Annotated in this window: 4 protein-coding genes; all 4 read left to right on the top strand. The window is 74.9% G+C overall.

Going from position 1 to position 12,874, the window contains the following annotated elements:
• The first annotated feature begins 33 nt into the window (after nt 1–33).
• The 4 genes from ACZ6Z8_RS13995 to ACZ6Z8_RS13980 all read left to right on the top strand — a co-directional run bounded on the left by ACZ6Z8_RS13995 (nt 34) and on the right by ACZ6Z8_RS13980 (nt 12,849).
• Complete coding sequence (locus tag ACZ6Z8_RS13995) at nt 34–5,553, top strand: amino acid adenylation domain-containing protein (RefSeq protein WP_465609388.1); 5,520 nt, start codon at nt 34–36, stop codon at nt 5,551–5,553.
• Between the two features lie 86 nt (nt 5,554–5,639).
• Nucleotides 5,640–6,392, top strand: coding sequence for a thioesterase II family protein (locus ACZ6Z8_RS13990; protein WP_465609386.1), 753 nt, complete (start codon nt 5,640–5,642; stop codon nt 6,390–6,392).
• Nucleotides 6,389–7,657 (top strand): MFS transporter, encoded by a 1,269-nt coding sequence (locus tag ACZ6Z8_RS13985; RefSeq protein ID WP_465609384.1) that lies wholly within the window; start codon nt 6,389–6,391, stop codon nt 7,655–7,657. Before ACZ6Z8_RS13990 ends, ACZ6Z8_RS13985 begins: the two co-directional genes overlap by 4 nt.
• A 44-nt stretch (nt 7,658–7,701) precedes the next feature.
• A complete protein-coding gene (locus ACZ6Z8_RS13980; protein ID WP_465609382.1) occupies nt 7,702–12,849 on the top strand; it encodes an amino acid adenylation domain-containing protein in 5,148 nt (1,715 codons plus the stop codon).
• The last annotated feature ends 25 nt before the right edge of the window (nt 12,850–12,874 follow it).

The raw sequence follows: 12,874 nt of genomic DNA, 5'->3' as shown, positions 1-12,874 counted from the left end.
TCCACACCCAGGAGGAAAGGGCGTCTACGAGCCGTGGACAGCGAGTTCCCCGCCCGATCGGACGCCGCGGACGAGGATCCGTTCCCGGCGTCGAAGGTTCAGGAGCAACTCTTCCTCGCGCAGCAGACCGTCGGTGACGCACCGACCTTTCACATCCCGTGCTTCTGGGAAGTCCGGGGAACGGTCGACATCCCGGCGCTGCGCAATGCGTTCCACGCCGTGCTCTCCCGGCACGAGGCGCTGCGCACCACTTTCCGCATTCACGAACAGGGACTCCTCCAGGTCGTCCATCCGCAACCGCGGTGGGAATGGCGTCTCGCCACCTGCCGGGACGACGGGGAACGCGAACGGCGGATGGCGGAGCACGCCCGTGCCCCCTTCGACCTCGACCACGGGCCACTGGTCCGGGCCGGGCTGCTGCAGTGCGCCGACGACCGCCACGTGGTCATGTTCTGCGCCCACCACGCGGTCTTCGACGGCTGGTCGGCGAAGCTGGTGCTCGACGAACTCGCCGCCCACTACCGGGCGTTCACCACCGGAACGGAACCCGGTCTGCCCGAGGTGGGCTACCAGTACGGCGACTACTCGCTCTGGCACGAGGAGTGGCTGACGGGCCCGGCCGGCGAACGGGCGCGGCGCGAGTGGGCCGAACTGCTCGCCGGGGACCTCCCCGTACTGGAGCTGCCCGGGGACCTCCCACCGCCCGCCCCGGACTCCACCGCCGCCCCCGGCGGCACCGCCGACGTCCCGCTGCCCGCCGCGGCCGTCGAGCAACTCGACGCACTGGCGGCCGAGTTGCACACCACGCCGTTCACCGTGCTGCTGGCGGCGTACGACCTGCTGCTGGCCGACCGCACCGGGCTGCGGGACATCCTGGTGGGCACCCCGGCGGTCAACCGCAGCCGGACCGAGTTCCAGTCGACGGTCGGCTGCTTCGTCAACATGGTCACCGTCCGCACCGACCTCACCGGGCCGCGGACCTTCCGGGAGCTGGTCGAGCGGGTGCGCACCGCCGTCCTGCGGGCCCAGGACCTCCAGGCCGTGCCGTTCGAGACGGTGGTGCAGGAGGTCCGGCCGCCCCGGCACCCGGGGCACCCGCCGGTGTTCCAGGTCGCCTTCACCGTCGGCGAGGACTTCTTCCATCCCGTGCGCGCCGGGGAGTTGGAGTTCAGCCCGGTCGAGGTCCCGTCGGTCACCGCCAAGTACCAGCTGTCCCTCCAGGTCAACCGGACGGCGGACGGGCCGGTGGCCGAGTTCGAGTACCGCGCCGACCGGTTCTCCCCCGCGTGGGTCGCCGACTTCGCCGCGCGCTACGCCCGGGTGCTGGAACTGGCCGCCGAACAGCCGGACCGGCCGCTGACGGACCTCCTCGGCTCCGACCGGCCGCCACGGCCCGCCGGCTCCACGGCCGTGGCCCCGGAACCCGAGCGGTCCCGACCGCCCACCCCCGCCGAGGACTCCGCGCCACGCGACGCGACGGAGCGGGTGCTCACCGAGGTGTGGGCCGAGGTGCTGGGGCGTCCGGCCGTCGGCATCGACGACAACTTCTTCGAGCTCGGCGGCGACTCCATCAGCAGCGTGCAGATCGTCGCCCGGGCCGGCGCCCGCGGCCTCGCCTTCCGGGTCCGCGACCTGCTGCGCAACCAGACCGTCCGCGAGCTCGCCCCGCGGGTGCGCACCGCCGAACCCGCCGCCGGCCCCGCGCCCACCGGGCCGTTCGAGCTGGTGCACCCCGAGGACCGGCCGCGGCTGCCCGCCGACGCCGTCGCCGCCTACCCGCTGACCGCCCTCCAGTCCGGCATGCTCTACCGCAGCGGCCAGCGGGCCCACACCGCGATGTACCACGACGTGCTGCTGACCCGGCTGCGGGTCGGGTTCTCGGCCGAGGCCTGGCGTACCGCCGTGGCCCGGCTGCTGGAGCGCCACGAGCTGCTGCGCACCTCCTTCGCCCCGGGCGGCTACCGCGAACCGCTGCAGATCGTCCACCGGCGGGTCGCCGAGGCGCCGGTGAGCTTCGAGGACCTGCGCGGCCTGCCGGAGCGGGAGCAGCGGGCACTGATCGACCAGCGCACCGACTGGGAGGGCCGCAACCTCTTCGACTGGGAGCGGCCGCCGCTGATCCGCTACCACCTCGCCCGGCTCGCCGAGGACGAGGTCCAGCTGTGGACGGTGGTCCACCACGCCGTGATCGACGGCTGGAGCGAGCGGATCCTGTTCGGCGAGCTGCTCTCCCTCTACCTCGCCGCCCTCGGGGGCGGCGCCCCCGCCCTGCCGCCCGCGCCCGGCGCCCACTACCGCTCCTTCGTCGCCCTGGAGCGCGCCGCCGTGCGGGACCGGGAGCAGCTCGCCTTCTGGCAGGCGCAGCTCGACGGGGTCGCGCTCGGGTCCGTACCGGCCGCCCCGGGCACCGGGGTACCGGACATGGCCGTGGTGCCGCACGAGCTGCCGGCCGAACTGTCCGCCGGACTGGTCGCGTTGGCGGCCCGGCTGCAGGTCCCGGTGCGGATCGTGCTGCTCACCGTGCACCTGCGGGTGATCGCGCTGCTGACCGGTTCGGAGGACGTGGTCTCGGGCGCGGTCTACAACGGCCGGATCGCCGAGCCCGACGGGGACCGGGTGGTCGGCCTGTTCCTGAACACCCTGCCGGTGCGCTGCCGGACGGCGGTCGACAGCTGGTCCGAGCTGATCCGGCAGGTCGCCGCGACCGACCTCGCCGTCCAGGCGCACCGGCGCTTCCCGATGGCCGAGCTGCGCGGCCGGGTGGCCGGTGCCGCCGCCTTCGAGACCTTCTTCAACTACACCCACTTCCGCAACGAGGCGGCCGTCCCGACCGGTGACCTGGAGGTCCTGGAGGAGCGCAGCCACACCCCCACCGACTTCCTGCTGGGCTCGGAGTTCTCCCGCGACACCGCGACCGACCTGATCGGGCTCGGACTGCGCTACGACGCCGACCGGATCACCGCCGCCGACGCCGACCGCTACTTCGGCTACCACGTGGCCGTGATCCGGGCCGTACTGGCCGATCCGGCGGCCGCGCCCACCGCCGTCCCGCTGCTGTCCCGGGCGGAGCTGGCCGAGCTGCGGGAGTGGAACCGGACGGAACGGGAGTACCCCGGCCCGCGGCTGCTGCACCGGGCGATCGAGCGGCAGGCCGCCCGCACCCCGCAGGCGCCCGCCGTGCTGTTCCGCGACCGCGTCCTGAGCTACGCCGAACTGGACGGCCGGGCCAACGCCCTGGCGCACCGGCTGGTCGCGCTCGGCGTGCGGCCCGGCGACCACGTCGGGATCGTCCAGCACCGCTCGGCGGAGCTGGTGGTGTCGCTGCTCGCCGTGCTCAAGGCGGGCGGCGCGTACGTCCCGCTGGATCCGGCGGACCCGGCGGAGCGCACGGCCGGTCTGCTCGCCGAGTCCGGCTGCCGGGTGGTGCTGACCGCCGCCGGTACGGAGGACTGCCGACCGGCGGGCGTGCCGGTCGAGTTCGTGCCGGACGGTCCGGCACGCAGCGAGCGGGGCCCCGAGGCCGGGACCGGCCCGGGCGACCCCGCGTACGTCATCCACACCTCCGGCTCCACCGGCCGTCCGAAGGCGGTGGTGGTGTCCCACCGGGCGATCGCCAACCGGCTGGACTGGATGACGGAGGAGTTCCGGCTGACCGCCGAGGACCGGGTCCTGCAGAAGACGCCGTACACCTTCGACGTCTCGGTGTGGGAGTTCTTCTGGCCGCTGCGTGAGGGCGCCCGGCTGGTCGTAGCCGAGCCCGGCGGCCACTGGGACCCGGGCTACCTGGAACAGGTGCTGGCGCAGCGGTCCGTCACCGTGGCGCACTTCGTCCCCTCGATGCTGCGGGCCTTCCTGGACGCCGCCGACGTGTCCGCCGCCACCGCGCTGCGGCAGGTGGTGTGCAGCGGCGAGGCGCTCCCGGCCGACCTCCAGCGCGACTTCCTGGACCGCTCCGAGGCCGCGCTGGCCAACCTGTACGGCCCCACCGAGGCCGCCGTGGACGTGACGTACTGGCACTGCACCCCCGAGGGTGCCCGGGGCGCCGACACCGTGCCGATCGGCCGTCCGATCGCCAACACCCGGATCCACCTGCTGGACCCGTCCGGCCGGCCCGTCCCGGTCGGCACCGCCGGCGAACTGTTCATCGGCGGCGTCTGCCTGGCCGACGGCTACCACGGCCGCCCCGAGCTGACCGCCGAGCGCTTCCGCGAGCACACCCTCCCGGACGGCACCGAGCGCCTCTACCGCACCGGGGACCTCGCCCGGCGCCGCCCGGACGGCGCGATCGAGTACCTGGGCCGGACCGACGCCCAGCTGAAGATCCGCGGCATGCGGGTCGAGCCGGGCGAGGTCGAGGCCGTCCTGTCCGCGCACCCGGACTGCGGTTCGGCCGCCGTGACCTTCGACGGCGAACGGCTGATCGGGTACTTCACCGTCCGGCCCGGCGGCTCGCTGCCGGTCGAGGAGCTGCGCCGGCACGCCGAGGCGCTGCTGCCCCGGCACATGGTGCCCGCCGTCTGGCAGCCGCTGCCCGAGCTGCCGCTGACCGGCAGCGGCAAGGTGGACCGCAAGCGGCTCCCGGCGCCCGCCGACACCGCGTGCCCCACCGCGCCCGCCCGGCCGCCGACCGAGGCCGAGCGCCTGGTCGCCGCCGCCTGGACGGATGTGCTGGGCACCGCGGACTTCGGCCTCGACGAGGGCTTCTTCCGGGTCGGCGGGCACTCGCTGGCCGCCGTCCGGCTGATCGGGCGGCTGCGCCGGGACTTCGAGCGCCGGCTGAGCGTCGCCGAGCTGTTCGCCCACGACACGGTCGAGCGCCTCGCCGCCCTGCTGGAGGCGCCCTCGCCGGAGGTGCCGAACGGCTGGGACGTCCTGCCCCTGCGCCCCTCGGGCGCCGCGCCGCTGTGGCTCTTCCCGCCGGTCGGCGGCAGTGCCCTGGGCTACCTGGCCCTGACGGCCGCCCTCGACCCGCGGCTGGCCGTCCACGGGCTGGACTGCGCCGAGCCGGTCGGCTCCACCGTCGAGGAGATGGCCGCGGCCGCCGTGGCCCGGATCGGGCGGGACCATCCGGCCGGGCCGGTCCACCTGGCCGGCTGGTCCTTCGGCGCGGTGCTGGCCTTCGAGGCCGCGGGCCTGCTGACGGCGGCCGGCCGGGAGGTGACCCTCGCCATGGTCGACGCCGCGTTCCCCGACCCCGGGCAGCTCGCCGGGCTGGACGACACCCGCACCACCGAGGCGCTCCTGCGGGACGCCCTGGCGCTGACCGGCGCCCCGCCCGCCGAGGCCGGCAGCGAGGCCTGGGCCGCGCGCCACCGCGTCTTCGCCGCCCACCTGCGCGCCCACCACGCCTACCGGCCGCGCCGCCACCCCGGCGACGCGGTCTACCTGGAGAGCCGGGACGGCCGGGAGCTGGGCAGCGCCGGGGCCTGGCGGGCGGTGGTGGCCGGCGACTTCGCGGTCCACCGCTTCGACACCGACCACTACGGCCTGGTCCGGCAGCCGCACGTGCGGGCCGTCGGCGGCGTCCTCGGCGCCGCCGCGCTCGGCGGCTGACCGGCCGCCACGGCCCCGCCGCCCGACCGCCCCCATCACCGACCACCCCGACACCGCAACGGTGGGAACAAGGAGTTCACGGCGCCATGCAGACCGACGCGGGCAAATGGCTGTTCCGCCAACCATCCGAGGACGCCCCGGCCCGGATCTTCCTCTTCCCGTACTCGGGCACGGGCGCGTCGATGTACCGCGCCTGGCCCGAGCGGATCGGTGAGGTCGAGGTGTGCCTGGTGCAGCTGCCCGCGCGGGAGAACCGCCTGCGCGAGCCGCACCCGGTCACCTACCAGAACCTGGCCACGGCGGCCGCGGCGGCGCTGGCGCCGCTGGTGGACCGGCCGACCGGGTTCTTCGGGCACTGCGGCGGCGCCCTCTCGGCCTTCGCCACCGCGCTGGAACTGGAGCGGGTGCACGGCAGGGAGCTGACCGCGCTCTTCGTCTCCTCCCAACTCGCCCCCGACGAGGACCCGTTCGGCCGCTGGCTGTGGCTGGAGCGGGACGACCTCGCGGTCGAGCTGAACGTCCTCGCCGAGGCGGCCGGAACCCGGATGGACCCGGACTTCCTCGACGTCGCCCTGGACGTGCTGGAGGAGGACCTCGCCGCCCAGCGCCGCTACCGGCTCGATGCCCCCGAGCCGCTGGCCTGCGCCGTGCACGCGGTCGGCTGGAGGGACGACGTGGAGATCCGCCCCGAGCAGTTGGGCGGCTGGACGCGGTACGTCCCGCCGGCCCGCCACCACGAGCACCTGCTGGACGGCGGCCACCACGCCTTCCTCGCCGCGCCGCAGCCGCTGCTCGACCTGATGGGCCGCGCCATGACCCGGGAAGGAGCGGCGTCGTGAAGCTCGCCGGACTGTGGGACCACGCGGACTTCCGCAGACTCTGGGCCGGCCAGACCCTGTCCATGCTGGGCACCAACATGGTCGCGGTGGCCGTCCCGCTGATCGCCTCGGTCAGCCTGGGCGCCTCCGTGTTCCAGATGGGCCTGCTGCTCGCCACCGAGTTCCTGCCCTACCTCCTGATCAGCCTGTTCGTCGGGGTCTGGCTGGACCGGCGGCCGAAGAAGATGATCATCGTGGCGGCGGACGCCGTGCGCTCGCTGATCCTGCTCTCCGTGCCGCTGCTGTCCTGGGCACACCTGCTGAACGTCCCCATCCTGCTCGCGGTGGTGTTCGGCACCGGCGCGTGCAGCACCGTCTCCGACATCGGCAACGCCTCGATCCTGCCCGCCCTGGTCGAGCGCGACGACCTCGTCGAGGGCAACAGCAAGCTGGAGATGAGCAGTTCGGTCTCCAACATCGGCGGCCGGACCTTCGGCGGCCTGCTGGTGCAGCTGCTCACCGGCCCCGTCGTCATCATGGTCAACGTCTTCGCCTTCGGACTGGCGGCCGCCTGCACCCTGCGCATCCGCAAGCGCGAGCCGGTGCCGGAGAAGCCCGCCACCGGAGACCCGTCCTCGATGTGGAAGGAGATCGGCGAGGGCCTGGGCTTCATCTTCGGCGACCCGACGCTGCGCACCCTGGTCCTGGTCACCTTCCTGGTGAACTTCTCCGCCATCGCGATCGACCCGGTGTTCCTGGTCTTCATCACCCGCACCCTGGACCTGCCCGGCATCCTGGTCGGCGCGCTGCTGGCCGGTACCGGCGTCGGCTCGCTGATGGGCGCCCTGATCGCGGCCCGGCTGGGCCGGGCGCTGCCCTTCGGCCGGATGGTGGTCTGGACCACAGTGGCGATGACCGCCGTCGAACTCGTCATCCCCGCCGCGACGGTGATGCCCAAGGGCGTCGCCTTCGCGATGCTGATGTTCGTCCAGGTCGCCTACGCCGTCCTGGTGATCGCCAGCGCCGTCAACATCCGCAGCTACCGGTCCGCGATCACCCCGGACGACATGCAGGGCCGGATGAACGCCTCCACCCGCATGGTCGTCATGGCCGGCACCCCGTTCGGCGCCATGGCCGGCGGCGCGCTCGGCTCCTGGCTGGGCACCCAGCTGGCGATCGTGGTCTGCGCCGGCGGCATCGGACTGGCCGCGCTGCTGCTCGCCCTCTCCCCGGTCCGCAAGGTGGCCGGCATCCCCACCGAACTCCCCGCCCCCGCCACCGTCTGACCCGCCGTCGGACACCCCCACGACCCAGGAAGGCCAGGAACGTCGTGAACGACACCGATGCGGTCGGCCGCGCCACACTGGACGCCGTCTTCGCCCGCGCCCTGGCGGAGGAGGCCACCGCCTCGACCGCCGCCCCCGCGTCCGCCGCCGTGCCGGCCGCCCGCCCTGGCGACGGGCGGGCGCCCGCGTCGCTGGCGCAGAAGCGGCTCTGGTTCCTGGAGCAGCTGAACGGCCCCAACAGCACCTACAACGTCCCGTTCCGGCTCCGGCTGGCGGGCGAGCTCGACACCGAGGCCCTGCGGCTCGCGGTCGGTGACCTGGTGGCCCGGCACGAGGGTCTGCGCACCACCTTCGCCGGGGACGAGGACGAGGTCTTCCAGCTGCTGCTCGACCCGGACCGACTGCCCTGGGAGGAGGTGGACCTGACCACCCTCGGCGAGGCCGCGGTGACCCGGCTGATCGAGGAGGAGAGCCGGATCCCGTTCCAGCTGGCCGGCCGCCCGCTGTTCCGGGCCAAGCTGATCCGGGCCGGGGCAGCGGTGCACCACCTCGCCGTCACCATGCACCACGCGATCACCGACGGCTGGTCGGAGGGCCTGTTCTTCCGGGAGCTGGGAGCCTGCTACACCGCGCGGGTCGGCGGCGCGCCCGCCGGCCTGGCCCCGCTCACGATGCGCTACGCCGACTACTCGGCGTGGGAGGCCGAGCCCGCCACGGTGGAGCTCTACCGGGGCCAGCTCGCCTTCTGGCGCGAGCAGTTGGCCCGGCTGCCGCAGGAGGCCGGGATCCCGGCCGACCTGCCGCGGCCGGTCCTGCTCAGCGGCGAGGGCGCCAGCGTCACCGTGCCGGTCCCGGCCGACCTCCAGCGGCGGCTGGCCGCCTGGGGCTCGGGGCACGAGGCCTCGCTGTTCGCCACCGCGGTGACGGTGCTGGCCGCCCTGCTGCACCGGTACAACGGCGAGGAGCGGGTGGTCGTCGGCGTGCCGGTGGCCAACCGGCCGCGCGCCGAGTGGGAGCCGGTCATCGGCTACTTCGCCAACACCCTGGCCGTGCCGGTCGACCTGGCCGGCGACCCGACCCTGCGCCAACTGCTCGGCCAGGTGCGGACGGTGACCGCGGAGGCGCTGTCGCACCAGAACGTGCCGTTCGACCGGGTGGTCGAGGCGCTCGGCGTGGTCCGGGACCCGTCCCGCAACCCGGTGTTCCAGGTGATGTGCAGCGTCAACCAGGTCGTTCCACCACCGGAACTGCCCGGGCTGGCGGTCGAGATCGTGGAGATGCGCAACGACTCCGCCAAGTTCGACCTGGAGCTCGCGGTCAGCTACACGGCGGACGAGGTCGGCTTCACCTTCGACTACGCCACCGACCTGTTCGAGCGAGCGACCGTCGAACGGCTCGCCGCCGACTACCTGGCCCTGCTGGAGGCCTTCCTGGCCGAGGGCGCGCCGAGCGTCGGCGGCGAGGGCACGGCGAGCGTCGGCGGCGTCCCGCTGGGCGTGCACGGACCGGCCGAGGTCGACGGCGCCGAGGCCGAGGTCCGCGACCGGTACGGCAACCGGGCACCCACCGGGGTGTACGGCGACCTGCTGCTGGCCGGCGCGCCCAGCGGCCGCCGGGCCCGGGTGCTGGCCGACGGCACCGTCGAGTACGCCGCCGACCCGCGGATCCCGCTCCCCCGCCCCGCCGCGGAGACGGACGACGGCTCCGACGCCCCCGCGACCGCGACCGAACGGGCCCTCGCCGCGATCTGGTCCCGGCTGCTGGGCACCGAGACGGTCAGCCGGCACACCGACTTCCTGCGCGACGGCGGGGACTCGCTGCTGGCCACCCGGCTGGTCGCCCGGATCCGGCGGCAGTGGTCGGTCAAGCTCTCCGTCCGACACATCCTCAAGGCCCCGGTGCTCGCCGACCTGGCCAAGCTGCTGGACGAGGCCGCCGCGACCCCGGCCCAGGCGCCCGCCCGCAGCGCGATCCCGGCCGCCTCCGGCCCCCGGCCCGAGGTGCTCCCCCTGTCCATGGCCCAGCGCGGGATCTGGATCGTCAACCGGCTCGGGCAGCAACAGGCCTTCTACCACATGCCGTTGGCGGTGCGGATCGACGGCGAGCTGGACCTCGCCGCGCTCACCGCGGCCGCGTCCGACCTCGGCCGGCGGCACGAGATCCTGCGCACGGTGTTCCCCGCCGACGCCGGGGTGCCGCGCCAGGCGGTGCAGCCGCCGGAGGCCGTCGCCCAGGTCGTCCGGGCGAGCGCCATCCACCCCAACGGCCTCCAGCAGGCCTTGCGGGACGCGCTGGAGACCCCGTTCGACCTGACCGTCGAAGTCCCGCTGCGGCTCCACGTGTTCAGCACCGGCCCGCGCTCCCACGTCCTGCTGGTGGACGTCCACCACATCGCCTGCGACGGCCTCTCACTGGCCCCACTCTGCCGCGACCTGGCCACCGCCTACGCCGCCCGGGCCGCCGGGCGGGCCCCCGCCTGGCACGAACTGCCCATCCAGTACGCCGACTTCGCGCTCTGGCAGGCCCAGCAGCTGGGCCGCGCCGAAGATCCGGCCAGCCCGTTCGGACGCAGCCTGCGGTTCTGGGCCGAGGCGCTGGCCGGACTGCCCGAGGAGCTCACCCTGCCGGGCGCCCGGCCCCGCCCCGCGACGCCGACCTTCCGCGGCCTGCCCACCCGGGTGGAGGCCGGCCCCGAGCTGTACCGGCGGATCACCGCCGCGGCCCACGAGCACGGCGCCAGCGTCTTCATCGTGCTGCAGGCCGCGATCGCCGCGATGCTCACCCGCCTGGGCGCCGGCACCGACATCCCGCTGGGCACCCCCACCGCGGGCCGCTCCGACCAGGCCCTGGACGACCTGATCGGCTGCTTCATCAACACCGCCGTGCTGCGCGCCGACACCTCCGGCGACCCGAGCTTCCGCACCCTGATCGCCCGGGTGCGGGAGACCAACCTCGCCGCGCACGACCACCTGGAGCTGCCCTTCGACGAGATCGTCACCGCCCTCAACCCGCCCCGCCGGCACGGCCGCAACCCGCTGTTCCAGGTGATGGCGAGCCTCAACGGCGAGCCCGAGCCGGTGCCCGCGCTCGGCGGCCTGCCCACCGAGCCCTTCGACCTGGGCACCCCCGCGACCCCCTTCGACCTGACCTTCGAGCTGACCGAGGACCGGGCCCGCGCGACCATCAGCGGCGTCCTGACGGTCAGCGCCGACCTGTTCGACGAGGCGGCCGGGCAGGCCCTGGCCCAGCGGCTGCTGCTCGCACTGACCGTCGCGACCGAGCAGCCCGACCTGCCGATCTCCCGCTGGGAGCTGCTGCTCCCGGGCGAGCGCGAGGCCGTCCTCGGCGCGTGGAGCGCCGGTGCGGCCGCGCCCGGACCGGCCACCCTGGCCGAGCAGTTCGAGCGGGCGGTGGCGGCGGCACCGGACGCGCCGGCCCTGGAGGCGGGCGACATCATCCTCAGCTACGCCGAACTGGACGAACAGGCGAACCGGCTCGCCGCCGAACTGGTCGCCCGCGGGATCGGCCCGGAGCGCACGGTCGCGCTGGCCCTGCCGCGCAGCGGCGAGCTGGTGCTCGCGGTGCTGGCGGTCGCCAAGGCCGGCGGCGCGTTCCTGCCGCTGGACGTCCAGTTCCCGGTCGAGCGGCTGTCGTTCATCCTGTCCGACGCGCGGCCCGCGCTGGTGCTGACCGACTCGGCCGGTGCCTCCGCCCTGCCCGTCGGCGCCCCGACGACGCTGCTGCTGGACGACCCGGACCTGCTGGACACGCTCTTCGACCACTCCGGCGAACGCCCGGCCACCGCCCCGGTCGACCCGGCGAACGCCGCCTACGTGCTGTACACCTCCGGCTCGACCGGGCGGCCCAAGGGCGTCGTGGTCACCCACACCGGACTGGCGCCGCTCAGCGAACGGCTGCACGAGGTGGTCATGGCGGACGGCCACGGCGAGCAGCCCCGGGTGCTCCAGCAGGTGTCCCCCACCTTCGACATGTACGTCTTGGAACTCCTGATGGCCTTCCGCTCCCGGGGCACCCTGGTGGTGGCGCCCGCGCACCCGGTGCTGGGCGAGGAGCTGGCCGTCCTGCTCGAACAGCGACGGATCAGCCACGCCGTGCTCACCCCGACCACCCTGGCCGCGCTGCCCGCCCGCGCGTTCCCGGAGTTGCGGGCGGTGGTCAGCGGCGGCGAGGCGATGGGCACCGACCTGGCGGCCCGGTGGGGGCGCGGGCGGCGGCTGCACAACGCCTACGGCCCGACCGAGACGACCGTGCTCGGCACCCTGTCCGGCCCGCTGGACGGCGCGGTGAGCCCGCCGCTCGGCGCGCCGGTCACCGGCTCCCGGCTGTTCGTCCTGGACGAGGCCCTGCGGCCCGTCCCGCCCGGTGTCACCGGCGAGCTCTACCTCGCCGGGGCCGCTCTGGCCCGCGGCTACCTGGGCCGGCCCGACCTGACCGCGGACCGCTTCCTGCCCTGCCCGTACGGCGCGCCCGGTGAGCGGATGTACCGCACCGGCGACCTGGCCCGGTGGACGGCCGACGGCGAGCTGCGGTACCTGGGGCGGGGCGACGGGCAGGTGAAGATCCACGGGGTGCGGATCGAGCTCGGCGAGATCGAGGCCGTCCTCGGCGCGCACCGCAAGGTCGCCGACTCGGCGGTGGTGGTGGACGGTTCGGCGCAGGCCGGGCCGCGACTGGTCGCCTTCGTCACCCCGGTGGACCCGGCCGATCAGGCCGCCCGGCCGACCCCGGCCGAGCTGCGGGCGCACTGCGCCCGCTCGCTGCCCCGGGCCATGACACCCGCGCGGTTCGTGGTGCTCGGCGCGATGCCGACCCTGCCGTCGGGCAAGACCGACCGCAAGGCGCTGCGGGTCCCGCCGGAGGAGGGCGCCGAGGGCTTCCGCACCCCGCCGCGCACCGCCACCGAGCGGGTGCTGACCGGGATCTGGCAGCGGCTGTTCGGGACCGGGCGGATCGGCATCGACGACGACTTCTTCGTCCTCGGCGGCCACTCGCTGGCGGCGGTCCGGATGCTCGCCGAGATCCACCAGGACCTCGGCGTCGAACTGCCGTTGAGCGCCTGCTTCGAGCACCCGACCGTCGCGGCGCTGGCGGCCCTGATCGACCGGACGCCCCGGTCGGACGCGGCGGAGCCGGCCGTGGTGCGCCGGCGCCGACCCGCACAGGGGTCCTGAGCACGGAGGAGGGAACGCCGGCGGG

It is taken from the genome of Kitasatospora sp. NPDC101108, from assembly GCF_055584725.1.
The sequence above is the reverse complement of the archived record's forward strand: the minus strand, read 5'-3'. Positions and strand labels throughout refer to the sequence as shown.

Bases quoted from the DNA above. Each gene is read 5' to 3' on its own strand.
- ACZ6Z8_RS13990 (WP_465609386.1), top strand. From the start codon at position 5,640: ATGCAGACCGACGCGGGCAAATGGCTGTTCCGCCAACCATCCGAGGAC.